This window comes from Paracoccaceae bacterium, assembly GCA_019454225.1.
Lineage (GTDB): Bacteria > Pseudomonadota > Alphaproteobacteria > Rhodobacterales > Rhodobacteraceae.
Genome location: CP075370.1, coordinates 2,939,074 through 2,954,812 on the forward strand (window position 1 = coordinate 2,939,074; position 15,739 = coordinate 2,954,812).

At 69.6% G+C, this 15,739-nt stretch carries 14 protein-coding genes and 1 tRNA gene; 9 read left to right on the forward strand and 6 right to left on the reverse strand.

What is annotated here, in order from left to right:
- The first annotated feature begins 60 nt into the window (after window positions 1-60).
- Both hisB and hisH read left to right on the forward strand, forming a co-directional pair.
- A complete protein-coding gene (hisB, locus tag KF887_13905) occupies window positions 61-648 on the forward strand; it encodes an imidazoleglycerol-phosphate dehydratase HisB (protein ID QYK40508.1) in 588 nt (195 codons plus the stop codon).
- 22 nt (window positions 649-670) lie between these two features.
- Window positions 671-1,312: an imidazole glycerol phosphate synthase subunit HisH gene (gene hisH / locus KF887_13910; GenBank protein ID QYK40509.1), complete on the forward strand. Its 642-nt coding sequence runs from the start codon at window positions 671-673 to the stop codon at window positions 1,310-1,312.
- A 23-nt stretch (window positions 1,313-1,335) separates the two neighbouring features.
- On the opposite strand, the gene KF887_13915 is transcribed toward hisH, so the two are convergent.
- Complete coding sequence (locus KF887_13915; GenBank protein QYK40510.1) at window positions 1,336-2,127, reverse strand: inositol monophosphatase; 792 nt, start codon at window positions 2,125-2,127, stop codon at window positions 1,336-1,338.
- Window positions 2,128-2,230: 103 nt separating this feature from the next.
- Complete coding sequence (locus KF887_13920) at window positions 2,231-2,962, reverse strand: DUF1194 domain-containing protein (protein ID QYK43580.1); 732 nt, start codon at window positions 2,960-2,962, stop codon at window positions 2,231-2,233.
- A 126-nt stretch (window positions 2,963-3,088) separates the two neighbouring features.
- Here KF887_13920 and KF887_13925 point away from each other — a divergent pair, with 126 nt between their 5' ends.
- Together KF887_13925 and KF887_13930 are read left to right on the forward strand one after the other, a co-directional pair.
- Entirely contained in the window at window positions 3,089-3,379 is a 291-nt protein-coding gene (locus KF887_13925; GenBank protein QYK40511.1) for a hypothetical protein, read from the forward strand.
- Complete coding sequence (locus KF887_13930; GenBank protein ID QYK40512.1) at window positions 3,369-5,156, forward strand: monovalent cation:proton antiporter-2 (CPA2) family protein; 1,788 nt, start codon at window positions 3,369-3,371, stop codon at window positions 5,154-5,156. The genes KF887_13925 and KF887_13930 overlap by 11 nt, the downstream gene beginning before the upstream one ends.
- 193 nt (window positions 5,157-5,349) lie before the next feature.
- Here KF887_13930 and KF887_13935 read toward each other — a convergent pair whose 3' ends face one another.
- Window positions 5,350-6,267, reverse strand: coding sequence for a LysR family transcriptional regulator (locus tag KF887_13935; protein QYK40513.1), 918 nt, complete (start codon window positions 6,265-6,267; stop codon window positions 5,350-5,352).
- 86 nt (window positions 6,268-6,353) lie between these two features.
- Here KF887_13935 and metF point away from each other — a divergent pair, with 86 nt between their 5' ends.
- Together metF and KF887_13945 are read left to right on the forward strand one after the other, a co-directional pair.
- On the forward strand, window positions 6,354-7,223 hold the full coding sequence (gene metF / locus KF887_13940) for a methylenetetrahydrofolate reductase [NAD(P)H] (protein QYK40514.1): 870 nt from the start codon (window positions 6,354-6,356) through the stop codon (window positions 7,221-7,223).
- An 85-nt stretch (window positions 7,224-7,308) separates the two neighbouring features.
- Window positions 7,309-8,679, forward strand: coding sequence for a peptidoglycan-binding protein (locus KF887_13945; GenBank protein QYK40515.1), 1,371 nt, complete (start codon window positions 7,309-7,311; stop codon window positions 8,677-8,679).
- 7 nt (window positions 8,680-8,686) lie between these two features.
- Here the strand turns inward: KF887_13945 and KF887_13950 are convergent, their stop codons facing one another.
- Together KF887_13950 and putA are read right to left on the reverse strand one after the other, a co-directional pair.
- Window positions 8,687-9,430, reverse strand: a complete 744-nt coding sequence (locus KF887_13950; protein QYK40516.1) for a rhomboid family intramembrane serine protease — start codon at window positions 9,428-9,430, stop codon at window positions 8,687-8,689.
- Between the two features lie 45 nt (window positions 9,431-9,475).
- A complete protein-coding gene (putA, locus tag KF887_13955; protein QYK40517.1) occupies window positions 9,476-12,931 on the reverse strand; it encodes a bifunctional proline dehydrogenase/L-glutamate gamma-semialdehyde dehydrogenase PutA in 3,456 nt (1,151 codons plus the stop codon).
- Between the two features lie 102 nt (window positions 12,932-13,033).
- Between putA and KF887_13960 the strand changes: the two genes are divergently transcribed.
- Window positions 13,034-13,483 (forward strand): Lrp/AsnC ligand binding domain-containing protein, encoded by a 450-nt coding sequence (locus KF887_13960; protein ID QYK40518.1) that lies wholly within the window; start codon window positions 13,034-13,036, stop codon window positions 13,481-13,483.
- Window positions 13,484-13,546: 63 nt separating this feature from the next.
- Here the strand turns inward: KF887_13960 and KF887_13965 are convergent.
- Window positions 13,547-13,632 (reverse strand) — tRNA-Leu (locus KF887_13965).
- Between the two features lie 108 nt (window positions 13,633-13,740).
- On the opposite strand from KF887_13965, the gene KF887_13970 reads away from it, so the two are divergent.
- Both KF887_13970 and KF887_13975 read left to right on the forward strand, forming a co-directional pair.
- On the forward strand, window positions 13,741-14,952 hold the full coding sequence (locus tag KF887_13970) for an META domain-containing protein (GenBank protein QYK40519.1): 1,212 nt from the start codon (window positions 13,741-13,743) through the stop codon (window positions 14,950-14,952).
- Window positions 14,953-15,033: 81 nt separating this feature from the next.
- The gene (locus tag KF887_13975; GenBank protein QYK40520.1) at window positions 15,034-15,738 is read left to right on the forward strand and encodes a CoA transferase subunit A; all 705 of its coding nucleotides are present in this window, start codon (window positions 15,034-15,036) and stop codon (window positions 15,736-15,738) included.
- Window position 15,739: the final 1 nt, after the last annotated feature.

Below are 15,739 nucleotides of genomic sequence, written 5' to 3' on the forward strand. Positions count from 1 at the left end.
TTCCCAAGCGGCACCGCCCCCGCTACAAGGCCCGCCGACGCTGCCGAAAGGAACCGCGCGATGCGCCAGGCCAGCCTGACCCGCCAGACGACCGAGACCGACATCACCGTCGCGGTGAACCTTGACGGAACCGGCCAGTCCAGGATCGACACCGGCGTCGGCTTCTTCGACCACATGCTCGACCAGGTGGCCCGCCACAGCCTGATCGACATCACGCTGACGGCGCGCGGCGACACCCATATCGACGATCACCATACGGTCGAGGATTGCGGCATCGCGCTGGGCCAGGCGCTGACCCGGGCGCTGGGCGACAAGCGCGGCATCCGCCGCTATGGCGAGGCGCGGCTGGCGATGGACGACGCGCAGGTGGTCTGCGCGCTCGACCTGTCGGGGCGGCCCTATCTGGTGTGGAATGTCGCCTTCCCGACCGCGAAGATCGGCAGTTTCGACACCGAACTGGTGCGCGAGTTCTTCCAGGCGCTTTCGACGCATGGCGGCATCACGCTGCATCTCGACCGGCCGCACGGTGTCAACGGCCACCACATCGCCGAGGCCGCGTTCAAGGCCGCCGCCCGCGCCCTGCGCATGGCGGTGGAACCCGACCCGCGCCGTGCCGACGCGATCCCCTCGACCAAGGGCACGCTGTGACCCGCGGGGTCCGGGGGCGGACATGGCGCTGACGGTTCTGGTCGACTACGACAGCGGCAACCTGCATTCCGCCGAAAAGGCGTTCCGCCTGATGGCCGACCAGACCGGCGCGGGCAGCGTGATCGTGTCCGACCGGCCCGAGGATGTGGCCCGCGCCGATCGCATCGTGCTGCCGGGCGACGGCGCCTTCCCGGCCTGCCGACGCGCGCTTCTGGCGCGCCCCGGCCTCTATGACGCGATCGCCGAGGCGGCGGGCCCCCGCGCCCGCCCCTTCCTGGGCATCTGCATCGGCATGCAGATGATGGCCGAGCGCGGGCTGGAACATGCCGAAACCCCGGGCTTCGGCTGGATCGGCGGCACGGTCGACCGCATCGTGCCCGGCGCGTCCGGGCTGAAGGTGCCGCACATGGGCTGGAACGACCTGGTGGTCGAGGCCGACCATCCGGTCCTTGCCGGAATCCGCACCGGCGACCACGCCTATTTCGTGCATTCCTATCACATGACGGTGACGCGCCCGGCGGAACGGCTGGCCCATGCCGACTATGGCGGGCCGGTCACTGCCATCGTGGGGCGCGACACCATGGTCGGCACCCAGTTCCACCCCGAGAAAAGCCAGGCCACCGGCCTGCGGCTGATCGCGAACTTCCTGTCCTGGCGGCCCTGACGGCCCGTGCCGCCGGCCTTGCCTCAGGCGCCGCGGATGATGTCGCGGAACGCCGGGAACAGCAGGCCGTTGCCGCAGATCACGCCGCCCGAGGCAAAGGCATCCTGCCCCGCGCGCAGCCCCTCGGCAAATCCGCCCGCCTCGCGCACCAGGATCAGGCCGGCCGCCATGTCCCAGGGGCTCAGCCCGCGCTCCCAGAACCCGTCGAACCGCCCGCCCGCCACATAGGCCATGTCCAGCGCCGCCGCGCCCCAGCGCCGCACACCCGCGCAGACCGGCATCAGCCGCGCCAGATCCTGCAGCGTGGCAGGCAGCGCGGGCCGGCTGGCAAAGGGCACGCCGGTGGCAAAGATCGCCTCGATCATGTCGCGCCGTCCCGACACCCGCATGCGGCGGCTGTCGTTCAGCCAGGCGCCCTGCCCCTTCTCGGCCCAGAACATCTCGTCCTTCGCCGGGTCATAGATCACGCCCGAAACGATCTCGCCCTTGTGCTCCAGCGCGATCGAGATCGCCCAGTGCGGCAGCCCGTGCAGGAAGTTCGTCGTCCCGTCCAGCGGATCGACGATCCAGCGGCGCGTCGGATCCTCGCCGGCGGTCTCGCCCGTCTCCTCGCCCAGCCAGCCATAGGTCGGGCGGCCCCCCATCAGCTCTTCCTTGATGATCCGCTCGGCCTCGCGGTCGGCCTTGGAAACGAAGTCGCCCGGCCCCTTGGACGACACCTGCAGGTTCTCGACCTCCCGGAAATCCTTGACCAGCGACCGTCCCGCCTTGCGCGCGGCCTTGATCATCAGGTTCAGGTTGGCGCTGCCTTGCATCGCGGGCCTCCGGGCGGGTGCGGATCAAGGGCGGGTCTATAGGGGCAAGCGCGCCCGGGGGAAAGGGGGCACGCCCGCGCCGCCTGCGGATTTCGCGCCCCGCCTACCCCGGCGCCGTGCGCGCGGCAGGCCCGGCAGGCGCGGCAGGCGCCGCACCGAACACCGGCTCGGTCAGTTCGCGGAACAGCTTGCGCCGGATCGCCTCGGGAAAATCGCTGTGCCGCGCGGCATATTCGACAAAGGCCCCCGGTCCCCGGATCACCTTGCGCTGAAGATAGTCCACCAGCCCCATCTCGTGCTGGCCGATCGCCAGCGCGTTCACCGTGATCCCCGTCCAGCCCGCCGTTACCCGGTCGGGGTCCGGCCCGTTGTTCGACTGCCCGTCGCCCGAGATGTCGATCACCTGCACCGCGCAGGCCGGCGCCCGGGCCATCAGCTCGGCGCCGAAGGCCAGCGCCGCCCCCGTCGCCGTGGGCAGCCCGAAGGGCGACCGCGCGTGCCCCGCCACCTGCGCCGACACCCGGTCCAGATCGGCCTCCGACAGGATCAGCCGCCAGTCCGCCACCAGATCCTGATGCTGCACGCCCGACCATTCGTAGACCGCCAGCGCCACCGGATCGCCCCGCAGGAACGCCGCCCGGATCGCCGGGTCGGCCAGCGCCGCCAGCAGCCCGCCGCGCTGGATGTCATAGTCGCGCCCGTCCACCGACCAGGACACATCCAGCGCCAGCGCCAGCGCCAGACGGCAGGCATCCGCCGGGGCCGCCGCCAGCGCCATCAGGCCCGCAAGGCAGGCCGTCAGGCAGGGGCGAAGCGGCGGGCGACGCAGGGGCATCCCGCAGGATAGCGCGCCGCGCCCGGCGGCCGAAGGAAAATCGGCCACCGCCGCAGGGCTTGCCAGCACCCGCCGGGCGACCGATAGTCGCCCCACCCCGCCGCGCCGCAGCCCCGGATCAACGCCATGCACACCATCCTGACGCTTCTCGCGGGGCTCCTGCTCCTTGCCGTGTTCCTGATCTTCGGGCGGCTCTGGGGCGGCGTGCCCGACGGGCCGGTGCTGGCGGCCCGGCTGTTCCTGCCGGTCTGGCTGGCGGTGACCCTGGCGCACATGTGGGTGGGCGTGACGCGCGCGGGGTTCACCGTGGCGCAGGAACTGCCGATCCTCGCCGTCAACTTCGCCCTGCCCGCCGCCGCGGCGCTGGCCGCCGCTGCGCTGCTCCCCCGCCTGAAGGACATGACCCATGGCCACTGACGCCGCCACCGACGCCGCCCATGCGGCGGCGCATGGCCCCGACATCGCCTCAGCCGTGATCCTGCTGGCCGCCGCCGTCATCGCCGTGCCGCTGTTCAAGCGGCTGGGCCTCGGCTCGGTCCTCGGCTATCTCGCGGCGGGGCTGGCGATCGGGCCCTTCGGCCTCGCCCTGTTCGCCGATCCGATGACGATCCTGCATGTCGCGGAACTCGGCGTCGTCATGTTCCTGTTCATCATCGGGCTCGAGATGGAACCCGGCAAGCTCTGGGCGATGCGCGGCGACATCTTCGGCCTCGGCCTGGTGCAGGTCGTGCTCTGCATGGGGCTGCTCAGCGTCGTGGGCGTGGCGCTGGGCTATCCCTTCGCCACCGCGCTGATCGCGGGCACCGGCTTCGTGCTCACCTCCACCGCCATCGTCATGCAGATGCTGGGCGAACGGGGCGACCTGACCGCACCCAAGGGCCAGCGGATCATCGCGATCCTGCTGTTCGAGGATCTGGCGATCGTGCCGCTCCTGGCACTGGCGGCCTTCCTCGCCCCCGGCGCGGCCGAGGTCACGATGACCGAACGCCTGACCGGCATCGCCATCGGCCTGGGCGCCATCGCGGCACTTGTGGTCGCGGGGCGCTACCTGCTGAACCCGTTCTTCGGCCTGCTGGCCGCCGCCCGCGCGCGTGAGGTGATGACCGCCGCCGCACTCCTCATCGTGCTGGGCGCGGCGCTCTGGATGCAGACCGGCGGCCTGTCCACCGCGATGGGCGCATTCCTGGCGGGCGTCCTGCTGTCCGAATCGTCCTGGCGCCACCAGCTCGAGGCCGACATCGAACCGTTCCGGGGAATCCTGCTCGGGCTGTTCTTCCTCGCCGTCGGCATGTCGCTCGACCTCTCCGTGGTTGCGGCGGAATGGCGGATCATCCTGATCTCGGTCGTGGCCTTCACCGCGCTCAAGATGGCGGGGATCTATGCGGTGGCCCGGTTCTTCCGCGCCTCCCATCCCGAGGCGGTGGAACGCGTCGTCCTGATGGCGCAGGGCGGCGAATTCGCCTTCGTCCTCTACGGCGCGGCGCTGGCCGTGGGCCTGCTGACCCCCGAGGGCAGCGCCATGCTGACCGCGATCATCATCGTCTCGATGGTGATGACACCGCTGTTCGTCATGCTGCATGACCGCCTGATGCCGCGCACGCGGGCCAGTGCCGAAGGGCTGGCCGGCCCCGAGGATGAAGGCGCGCATGTGCTGATCGTGGGCTTCGGGCGCTTCGGCCAGATCGTCAGCCAGCCGCTGCTGGCGCGCGGCTATGCCGTCAGCACCATCGATTCCGACCCCGAGATGATCACCGCCGCCCGCAGTTTCGGCTTCAAGGTGTTCTATGGCGACGGCACGCGGCTCGACATCCTGCACGCGGCCGGGGCCGGGCATGCCCGCGCGGTGGTGATCGCCGTCGACCGGGCCGCCGATGCGACGCGCATCGCCCACCTGATGCACGACGAATTCCCGCTGGTCCCCGTGCTCGCCCGGGCCTACGACCGCGGCCACGCGATCGAACTGGTCCACGCCGGTGCCGCCTTCCAGATGCGCGAGACCTTCGAGTCGGCGCTGGCCACGGGCGCCGAGGCGCTGCGCAGTCTGGGCGAGGCGCCCGAGACCGTCACAGAGGTGCTTCAGGACGTGCGCCGCCGGGACGCCGAACGCCTGTCGCTGCAGATGACGGGCGACATCTACGCCGGGCGCGACCTGCTGCTGGGGAACCAGTCGTCCGCCGCGTCCGCCCATCACTGACACCCGGCGCTGACACCGGGCGCTGACACCGGGCGGCGGCGGCCCTGCCGGACCGCCGGGCACCGATTCGCGGCCGACCGCTGAAATTCGTTAACGTCGGATCACCGTACGCCCTGTCGGGACGGATGCCGTACAGGGAACCGACGGGCGCAGGACGGCTGCCATACGTGATTTACCCAACTATATCAGTGAATTAACCTGCCGAACGGGCACGGCCCTGCAATTTCACCGGCTCCGTCCGCCCCAGCCGCAGGAACTGCGCCATGAAGGGCCGCGTCGCATCCTCTTCCCGCGTCGCCGCATAAAGCCGCTTCACCGGCCGCCCAGCCAGCGGCCGCGTCACGTAATCCGCGCTCAGCCGCACCTCGCGCACCACCCAGTCGGGCAGCACCGCCACCCCCCGATCCGATCCCACCAGCATCAGGATCACCGCCGTCAGCTCCACCTGCCGCACCGCGCGCGGCTCGACCCGGGCGGGGCTCAGCAGTTCGGTAAAGATGTCCAGCTTGTCCCGCGCCACCGGGTAGGTGATCAGCGTCACCTCGCGGAAATCCTCGGCCGAGATTTCCTCTTTCTGTGCCAAGGGGTTGCTGGCAGCCGCCACGAACAGCGGCTCATAGTCGAACAGCGGGTTGAACACCACGCCGGGCAGGCTGACCGGGTCCGACGACACCACGAGGTCCACCTCCTCGCGCGCCAGCGCGGGCAGCGCCTCGAAGGCCAGGCCCGCGCGGATGTCCACATCCACATCCGGCCAGGCACGGCGGAACTCGGCCAGCACCGGGAACAGCCACTCGAAACAGGCGTGGCATTCGATGGCAATGTGCAGCCGCCCGGTCTTGCCGGACCGCAGCCCGCGGAACTCCTCTTCCAGCGCCTCGATCTCGGGCAGGATGCGCTCGGCCAGGCGCAGCATCCGCAGCCCCGCGGCCGACAGGCGCAAGGGCTTGGACCGCCTCACAAAAAGCTCGACGCCTGCCTGATCCTCGATACCCTTCACCTGATGCGACAGGGCACTTTGCGTGGTGTTCAGCACCTCCGCCGCCCGCGCCAGCCCACCCGCCTGATGGATCGCGCGGATTGTCCGCAGGTGCCGGAATTCGATGTGCATATTGCGCCTCGCCTCATGACCATGTTGAGGATTATGAATTTGTCTCACGCTCCGACATGCGCGACAAGGGCGGAAAGGAGAGTCCCATGTCCCGCATCCCGTCCGTCTCGTTCGAGTTCTTCCCGCCGCAGACGCTCGATGCGTCCTTCCGGCTGTGGGAAACGGTGCAGACCCTGGCGCCGCTGGATCCTTCATTCGTTTCCGTGACTTACGGGGCCGGCGGCACGACGCGCAAGCTGACGCACGAGGCGGTGACCACGATCGGGCGCAACTACGGGCTCAAGGTCGCCGCGCATCTCACCTGCGTCGAGGCGACCCGCGCCGAGACGATGGAGATCGTCGACACCTACGCGGCGGCCGGCGTGACCGAAATCGTCGCCCTGCGCGGCGACGCGCCCAAGGGCGCGGACCGCTTCACCCCCCATCCCGAGGGCTTCGCCTCCAGCGTCGAACTCGTCGAGGCCCTTGCAAAGACAGGGAAATTCACCATCCGCGTCGGCGCCTATCCCGAACCGCACCCGGATTCGCCCGATACGGCGGCGGATGTGCGCTGGCTGAAGCGCAAGATCGACGCCGGGGCCACCAGCGCAATCACCCAGTTCTTCTTCGAGGCCGAAACCTTCCTGCGGTTCCGCGACCTCTGCACGAAAGAGGGCATCACCGCCCCGGTGATTCCCGGCATCCTGCCGATCCAGTCCTGGGAGGGCGCCAAGAAATTCGCCCGCCGCTGCGGCTCTGCCGTCCCCGCCCGGCTGGACGAGGCGTTCCAGACCGCCGCGCGCGACGGCCGCGAAGAGCTTCTGGCGCTGACGCACTGCACCATGCTCTGCGACCGGCTGATCCAGGAAGGCATTGAAAACCTTCACTTTTACACGCTCAATCGGCCCCATCTGACGCGTGAGGTCTGCCGTGCCCTCGGCATCGCCCCGCGCGTGGTGCTGGAGAAGGTGGCCTGACGGGGATTTCCCCTTGATTTTCGCCATGGGCGCGCTAGCGGTTGGCAATTGATTTCCAACCACTTCCTTGTCCCGCAGGTTCCCCATGGCCACCATGACATACGGCACCAGCAGCCCCCAGGTTGCTGCGCTGCAGAAGATGCTGAACGCGAAGCTCGGCTACAAGCTGCCCGAGACCGGCGCCTATGACGACGAACTTCGCGCCGTGATCGCCGAGGTGCAGGCCCGGCTGAACGTCGGCCACTCCTCGGGCGAGATCGACGCCGCCACGCTCAAGGCGATCAAGGACGCGACGATCCCGCGCAAGCTCTACTGCATCGGCAGCACCGAGGTCGCGGCCACCCCCCAGCAGGTCGCCGAGATGCGCAAGGCCGCAGGCAAGGTCGCGGGCGACACCGTACGCCAGCTGGTCGGCCTGGCGCGCGAGGCGCAGATGTACTGGCAGGCGCATGACCAGACGCGCAAGGCCAACTGGTTCTGGGGCAAGGCGATCGAAACCTGGACGGGGGCCGACTTTCCTTCGGCCTCGATGATGGCCGCCGCCGTCAGGGCGGCGGAATCGCTGGAGGCGGAAGCCCGCACCGGGATGCTGACCGACCGGGAATTCGAAAGCCGCGTCAAGCCTATAGCCGTCGCCTTCAAGGCCATGTCCGAATACCGCAAGTCGATGTTCGACGGCGGCGAGGACATGATCAAGCAGCTGGAGATGGTGCAGAGCGCCTGTATCATCACGCTGCAGGTCACGGCGGCCGTGGCCACCGGCGGCGCCTCGTGGCAGGCGCAGGTCGCGGTGTCGGCCAGCCTCGCGGCCTATGAGGCGGCACTGGGCGAGATCGGCAAGGCCGGCAAGGACGCCAGCTATTCGGTGCCGAATGGCGTGGTCAACGTCTTCATGGCGGCCGTGGTGGACGGCACGGTGGGGCTGATCCTGAAGGGCGGCAAGCTGGGCCCGTTCCTCGACAAGGTCTCCGAGAAGGCGATCAAGAAGGCGGGCTCGCCGCTGCTCAAGACCTTCATCTACCGTTCGATCAACGGCGGCGCGCAGCAGATGATCGAGGACGGCATCAAGGGCCTGCAGGGCCTGACCGACCCCAAGAAGAAATTCACCTTCGACGATTTCGTCGATGCCGCCGCCGAAAGCTTCATCAAGGGGGCGGGCCTGAAACTGCTCGGGCCGGTGGCCGAAAAGTTCGGCAAGGGCGCGTCAAAGCACTTCACCCAGGCCGATTTCGCGGGCATTTCCAAGAAGGTAAAGCTCGACAAGGCGGGTCAGGAGGGGCTTCTGAAACTGGTGGACCAGTTGGGGCCGAAGGCGGTGAAAGAGGTGCTCGACCGCTGGAAGGCCGAGGACAAGCCCGAGAAGCTCGAGGACGAGATCAAGAGCGAAATCCTGAACCACCCCTCGGTCAGGAAATACATGGACGACTACGAGCGCGAGCAGAAAAAGAAGAAATGACAGCGCATCAGCGCCGGGGCACCTGGGGAACGCGCGACTTCGACACGGCATAGCGCGCCTCGGGATGCGGTGGCGTGCCATGGGTGCGCGACCAGAACCCGGGCCCGCCCCGCGCGATCCAGACCGGCAGGATCAGGACCATCCCCGCCAGGAACCCGCCGGCATGCGCCCAGTAGGCCACGCCCCCCTCGTCCGAGGGGGTCGAGAAACCGCCCAGCAGTTGCAGGCCGAACCACAGGCACAGCATGATCCAGGCCGGAACCGGGAAGATGCGGAAGAAGATCACGATGATGATCAGCACGTCGACCTTGGCGCGCGGAAACATCACCAGATAGGCGCCAAGCACCCCGGCGATCGCCCCCGAGGCGCCGACCATCGGAATCGGGGAATAGGGCTCGGCCACAACCTGACCGGCAGCGGCAAGGAACCCGGCAAGAAGATAGAAGCCCAGGAACCGCAGGTGGCCCAGTTCATCCTCGATGTTGTCGCCAAAGATCCACAGGAACAGCATGTTGCCGATCAGGTGCATCCAGCCGCCGTGCAGGAACATCGAGGTGAGGAAGCCGTGCCAGTCCTCGCCCTGCACCACGGCGGCGGGGACAAGGCCCCAGGTATCGAAGAAGATCATCATCGCGCGGTCGCCGGGTATCGTGTGCCAATAGCCCAGAAAGACCGCGACGTTGATCGCGATCAGGCTCCAGCAGACGATGGGCGTGCGGCCCGAGGGATTGTGGTCGCGTATCGGGAACATCGCCCGACCCTTCCCGATCCGGCGCGCGCGGTCAAGCCGGGGGGCTCAGCTGCCCGCCGCGAGAAGCTGCGCGTTGCCGCCCGAGGCCGTGGTGTCGATGCAGACATGGCGTTCCAGCATCGCGTGGCCGATGTCGGGCATCCCGCCGACCAGCGGCAGGATCGGACCGGGGCGCGCGGCGAGCGCAAGGGCCAGTGCCCGCCCGCCCTCGGGATCGCCCCACCAGATCGCGCCGGAAAATCCCGACAGCCGCGACAGGGCGGCCGGCGCCAGCCCGGGCGCCTCGATCGCCTGCCCCCCCAGACGCCGCACCGCCTCGGCCTGCGCGAGCGCCTGCTGGGCGGACGGGCCAAGGCACAGGAGCGGCGCGCGCGGCACCAGCGACAGGCGGTTCGATTCCCCCGTCGGTCCCGGCAGGTCCAGCGTCGCGGCCACACCGGCCGCAGGCGCGAAGGACAGCGCGGTGGCCACGGTTGCCTCGGGTGTCGCGCCCGGCGGGGCGTCGGGCAGGCCGGGGGCCGCCTGCCGGGTGAAGCGGGCCAGGTAATGCGGCCCGCCGGCCTTGGGCCCGGTGCCCGAAAGCCCCTCGCCGCCAAAGGGCTGGCTGCCCACCACGGCGCCGATCTGGTTGCGGTTCACATAGGTATTGCCCGCCCGGATCCGGCTGACGACCGCCTGAACCCGGTCGTCGATGCGCGTGTGCAACCCGAAGGTCAGCCCGTAACCCGTTGCGTTCACGTCCGATATCACGCGGTCCAGATCGCCCGCGCGGAACGTGGCCAGATGCAGGACGGGCCCGAACACCTCGCGCGGGATGTCGGCGATGCCGCCCACCCGGATCACGCAGGGGCCGATGAAATGCCCCTGCCCCGGCGCGGCCAGTTCGCGGATCACCCGGCCCTCGGCACGCGCCGCATCGACATGGGCGCGGATGTCCTGTGCCGCCGCGGCGTCGATCACAGGGCCGATATCGGTGGTCAGATGCCAGGGATCGGCCAGCGACAGATCGGCCATCGCGCCGGTCAGCATCGCGGTCACGCCCTCGGCAATGTCTTCCTGCACATAGAGGCAGCGCAGGGCCGAACAGCGCTGGCCGGCCGACTGGAAGGCCGATGCGATGACATCGCGCACCGCCTGTTCGGGCAGCGCGGTCGAATCCACGACCATGGCATTCAGGCCGCCGGTCTCGGCGATCAGCGGGGCGGTCGGGTCCATTCCCCCGGCCATCGCGCGGCGGATCGCCTGTGCGGTCTCGGTCGAGCCGGTGAAGGCCACGCCATGCACCCGCGGATCCGAGGTGATGGCGCGGCCCACCGTCGGTCCGTCGCCCGGCAGCGATTGCAGCGCGGTGGCGGGAACCCCGGCACGGTGCAGGATGTCGACGGCCAGCGTGGCGATCAGCGGAGTCTGTTCGGCAGGCTTGGCAAGGACGCCGTTTCCGGACGCCAGCGCGGCGGCGACCTGCCCGGTGAAGATCGCAAGCGGGAAGTTCCAGGGGCTGATGCAGGCAAAGACACCGCGCGGCGGCGCGGTCAGCGACACGGCACCCTCGGCATAGTAGCGCAGGAAATCCACCGCCTCGCGCAGTTCGGCCACCGAATCGGACAGGGTCTTGCCCGCCTCGCGCGCCAGCAGGGCAAAGATCGCGCCGTGTTCGGCCTCCATCAGGTCGGCCGCCCGCCGCAGCACCCCGGCGCGTTCGGAGGGTGCGGCATCCCAGGGCGCGGCCAGCCGCAGCGCCGTCTCGACATCGGGCGCGCCTGCGGGGATGACATGGCCGACAAGCGTACCGGTCGCGGGGTTGCGCACCTCGGCCCGCACCGCGCCGGCCACGGGCCCGGCCAGCCGTGGCCGCGCGTCCCACAGGGTTTCGGCATGGGCGCCGCGGGCATCCCCGATCGCCGCGAGATCGCCCGCATCGGTCAGATCCCAGCCCCGCGCATTCGCCCGGGGGGCAAAGATCTCGGGCCCCGGCAGGATTGCGCCGTTCACCGTATCGGCCATGCCCTCGACCGCCGCCAGCGGGCAGGCCGCCACCCGTTCGGGCGGCACATCCGCCGCGACGATCTGGTTGACAAAGCTGGAATTCGCCCCGTTTTCCAGCAGCCTGCGCACCAGATAGGCCAGCAGGTCGCGATGCGCGCCCACCGGGGCGTAGATGCGGCACCGGGTGCCGCGTTCGCCCAGCACGATGTCGTGCAGCCGCTCGCCCATGCCGTGCAGCCGCTGGAATTCATAGGCGGCCGTATCGACGCCCATCTGCCCTGCCATGTGCAGCACCGCCGCCACCGTATGCGCATTGTGCGTGGCGAACTGGGGATAGATCCGGTCGGTCATCCCCAGCAGTTTCCGGGCATTGCCGATGTAGCTGGCATCGGTCGCCTGCTTGCGGGTGAACACCGGGAAGGACGCAAGGCCCAGCACCTGCGCCCGCTTGACCTCGGTATCCCAGTAGGCGCCCTTGACCAGCCGCACCATGATGCGGCGATCCAGCCGGGTGGCCAGGGCGTGCAGCCAGTCGATCACCGCGCCCGCGCGCCGCCCGTAGGCCTGCACCACCACGCCGAACCCGTCCCACCCGGCCAGCGAGGAATCCGACAGCACCGTCTCGATCACCTCGCAGGACAGCGCCAGCCGGTCGGCCTCTTCCGCGTCGATGTTGAACCCGATGCCGGCGGCCCGCGCCAGACCCGCAAGCGCCGCCACGCGCGGCACCAGTTCGGCCATCACCCGGTCACGCTTGGCCATCTCGTAGCGCGGATGCAGCGCCGACAGCTTGACCGAGATGCCGGGATTGGTGCGGATGTCGTTGCCCCGGGCGGCCCCGGCGATGGCTCCGATCGCGCGCGAATAGGACAGGTGATAGCGGCGCGCATCGGCCTCGGTCCGGGCGGCCTCGCCCAGCATGTCGTAGCTGTAGGTATAGCCCCGCGCCTCGGCCTCCGCGGCGCGGTCCATCGCGGCGGCGATGGTTTCGCCCAGCACGAACTGGCGGCCCATCTCCTTCATGGCGCGGGCCACGGCGGCGCGGATCACCGGCTCGCCCAGCCGCCGCATCGCGGCCTTCAGGTGCCCGGCGATCCCCGGCTCGCGATCGTCCAGCACACGGCCGGTCAGCATCAGCGCCCAGGTCGAGGCGTTGACCAGGCTTGATGCCGAACGGCCCAGGTGCCGCCCCCAGTCGGACGGCGCGATCTTGTCCTCGATCAGGCGGTCCATGGTGTCGGCATCTGGCACCCGCAGCAAGGCCTCGGCCAGGCACATCAGCGCGACGCCCTCCTCGGTCGACAGCCCGTATTCGGCCAGGAACACCTCCATCAGCCCGGGCCTGGCGCTGTCGCGGATCCGGGTGACCAGCCGCGCGCCCTCGGCCACGATCGCGGCGCGCGCGGGGGCGTCGAGCGCCGCGGCGGCGACCAGGGCCGCCACCAGGGGCGCCTCGGGGGCAAGCGCGCCGTGGGTGATGATCTGACGGGGGTCGGGGGTGTCGTCGCGCGGCATGTCTGGCTCTCCTGTCAGGCCCATGATACCGCAGGTCTGCCGGGCGTTTCTCCTGAATTGTATCGGGATGCAGGCGATCCGCCTGAAACCCGGGGGCGTGGCATGCCGGATGAACTGGACAGTTTCGACCATGCGATCCTGCGCCATCTGGCCGCCGACGGCCGGATCAGCGCGACGGAACTTGCCCGCCGGATCGGGCTGTCGAAATCGCCCGTGCAGGTACGGCTGCGGCGACTGGAGGAGTCCGGCGTGATCACGGGCTACCATGCCCGGCTCGACCCGGTCCGGATGGGCCGCGCGCATGTGGCCTTTGTCGAGGTGCGGCTGTCCGACACGCGCGAAACCGCGCTGACCGCATTCAACCGCGCCGTGCAGGGGATCCCCGAGATCGAGGAATGCCACATGATCGCCAGCCGGTTCGACTATCTGCTGAAGGTGCGCACGACCGACATCGCGGATTATCGGCGGGTCCTGGGCGAACGCATCTCGGCGCTGCCGCATGTGGCGCAGACATCGACCTATGTCGCCATGGAAACGGTGAAGGAGGGCTAGGGCGGCATCCCGGCCGCGCGCCGGGCTGCCTGGACCTGGCCGCATGCCCGCCGATCGCCGCCCTGGTGCCCGCGGCCGGATTCGAACCGGCACGGCCTTTCGGCCTGGGGAGTTTAAGTCCCCTGTGTCTACCGTTCCACCACGCGGGCAGGCGCGGGCAGCATAGGCGGCGCGGCGGCGGCGTAAAGTCCGCTCGCGGTTGACGCCCTGCCGGGCACGCTGCGACACTCGTCGCCATCCAGCACCGGAGTGATGCCATGTTCCGCCCGTTCCTGCTTGCCGCCGCGCTCGTGCTGCCTCTCGCGTCCGCCGAGGCGCGGGACGTTCAGGGCGGGGTGGCCCATGCCGAGCGGATCGCCCTGGCCCCGGATGCGGTGCTGGTGGTCGAGATCATCGGCCGCGACGGTGTCGTGGCCGAGGCACGCATCCCGTCAGAGGGGCGGCAGGTGCCGCTGCCCTTCCGGCTGACCGATGTGCCGGATGCGCCGCTGCTGCTGCGGGCGGCGGTACAGGAGGGCGGGGCGATCACCTGGCTGGCCGAGGTCATCGAGATCGGCGCGGGAAGCGCCGATGTCATGCTGCCGATCCTGCCGCTGCGTCGCCACGCCGCCGCGGGCTTTGCGACCACCTTTGCCTGCGGGGCGAAGTTCGTGACGGCGGGTTTTGCCGGTGATGCGGCGATCCTGTCGATGGCGGGGGAAAGCCGCCGCCTTGGCGCGGTGGAATCCGCCTCCGGCGCACGTTTTTCGGACGGTGCGGGGAATGAGACCGCATTCTGGTCCAAGGGCGATGCGGCCACGGTCACATGGTTCGGGGTCACCCTGCCCGAATGCCGGGCCGTCACCATGCCGGAACAGTCGGCACTCATCGCGCGCGGCAACGAACCGGGCTGGCGGCTGGACATGTCGTCCGATGGCCTTCGGCTGACGACCGAGGCGGGTCAGACCGGCGAGGCGGCGATGCTGCCCCCCGCGATCGTCCGCGCCGATGCGATCACCTATGTCGTGCCGGGCTGGCTGATTGTCGACCTCTTGCCGGGCCCTTGCAGCGACACGATGACCGGCATGCCCTATCCGCTGACCGCCGCCGCAACGCCGCTGGACAGCCGCGGGATGCAGCTTCTGGGCTGCGCCGGTGATCCGCAGGATCTGTTGCGGGGCGTCTGGCGCGTGCTGCACGTCGACGGCGACGAGGTTCCAGGGGGCGCCGACGTCACGATGGAATTCGCCGAAGGCCGGGTCGCGGGCCGTTCGGGCTGCAACCGCTACATGGCGGGGATCGAGGTTACGGGCGAGTCCCTGCGCTTCACGCAGGCGGCGGGCACCATGATGGCCTGTCCGCCCGACGTGATGACACGCGAGCGCGCGTTCCTCGATGCGCTGTCGGCCATCGACCGGTTCGAGATCGACGGCAACGGTGTGCTTCTGTTCATGTCCGCCGACCGGCCGCGCATCCGCGCGGCCCGCTGACCGTCACGCCGCGCCGCAGCGTGATTGACGCGGCCCCCCGCCCCGGGCAAAAGGGGGGCGGCAACACCATCGGGGGGTGGCATGAAAAAGGTCTATGGCTCTGCGGCCGAGGCGCTCGACGGGCTTCTGTTTGACGGCATGACGATCGCGGCGGGCGGCTTTGGCCTCTGCGGCATTCCGGAACTGCTGATCTCGGCCATCCGCGACGCGGGGACCAAGGGGCTGACCGTCGCATCCAACAATGCGGGCGTCGACGGTTTCGGGCTTGGCGTGCTGCTGGAAACCCGGCAGGTCAGGAAGATGATCTCGTCCTATGTGGGTGAGAATGCCGAATTCATGCGCCAGTACCTGTCGGGCGAACTGGAACTGGAATTCAACCCGCAGGGCACGCTGGCCGAACGCATGCGGGCGGGCGGAGCGGGGATCGCCGGTTTCTACACCCGCACCGGCGTCGGAACCGTGATCGCCGAAGGCAAGGACGTGAAGACCTTCAACGGCAAGGACTACATCCTTGAGACCGGGATCGTCGCGGACCTGTCCATCGTGAAGGCCTGGAAGGCCGACCCCTCGGGCAACCTCATCTTCCGCAAGACCGCGCGCAACTTCAACCCGCCGGCCGCGACCTGCGGCAAGGTCTGCGTGGTGGAAGTCGAGGAGATCGTGCCGCTTGGCTCGCTGGACCCCGACGCGATCCACCTGCCGGGCATCTATGTGCACCGGATCATCCAGGGGCAGCACGAGAAACGCATCGAGCAGCGCACCGTGCGCAAGCGGGAGACCGTCTGAC

What these genes read in the sequence shown, in the direction of transcription:
- hisB (QYK40508.1), top strand. Translation starts at nt 61, where the DNA reads ATGCGCCAGGCCAGCCTGACCCGCCAGACGACCGAGACCGACATCACC.
- KF887_13960 (QYK40518.1), top strand. Translation starts at nt 13,034, where the DNA reads ATGCCGGATGAACTGGACAGTTTCGACCATGCGATCCTGCGCCATCTG.
- KF887_13945 (QYK40515.1), top strand. Translation starts at nt 7,309, where the DNA reads ATGGCCACCATGACATACGGCACCAGCAGCCCCCAGGTTGCTGCGCTG.
- KF887_13970 (QYK40519.1), top strand. Translation starts at nt 13,741, where the DNA reads ATGTTCCGCCCGTTCCTGCTTGCCGCCGCGCTCGTGCTGCCTCTCGCG.
- KF887_13915 (QYK40510.1), bottom strand. Translation starts at nt 2,127, where the DNA reads ATGCAAGGCAGCGCCAACCTGAACCTGATGATCAAGGCCGCGCGCAAG.
- metF (QYK40514.1), top strand. Translation starts at nt 6,354, where the DNA reads ATGTCCCGCATCCCGTCCGTCTCGTTCGAGTTCTTCCCGCCGCAGACG.
- KF887_13920 (QYK43580.1), bottom strand. Translation starts at nt 2,962, where the DNA reads ATGCCCCTGCGTCGCCCGCCGCTTCGCCCCTGCCTGACGGCCTGCCTT.
- putA (QYK40517.1), bottom strand. Translation starts at nt 12,931, where the DNA reads ATGCCGCGCGACGACACCCCCGACCCCCGTCAGATCATCACCCACGGC.
- KF887_13950 (QYK40516.1), bottom strand. Translation starts at nt 9,430, where the DNA reads ATGTTCCCGATACGCGACCACAATCCCTCGGGCCGCACGCCCATCGTC.
- hisH (QYK40509.1), top strand. Translation starts at nt 671, where the DNA reads ATGGCGCTGACGGTTCTGGTCGACTACGACAGCGGCAACCTGCATTCC.
- KF887_13930 (QYK40512.1), top strand. Translation starts at nt 3,369, where the DNA reads ATGGCCACTGACGCCGCCACCGACGCCGCCCATGCGGCGGCGCATGGC.
- KF887_13925 (QYK40511.1), top strand. Translation starts at nt 3,089, where the DNA reads ATGCACACCATCCTGACGCTTCTCGCGGGGCTCCTGCTCCTTGCCGTG.
- KF887_13975 (QYK40520.1), top strand. Translation starts at nt 15,034, where the DNA reads ATGAAAAAGGTCTATGGCTCTGCGGCCGAGGCGCTCGACGGGCTTCTG.
- KF887_13935 (QYK40513.1), bottom strand. Translation starts at nt 6,267, where the DNA reads ATGCACATCGAATTCCGGCACCTGCGGACAATCCGCGCGATCCATCAG.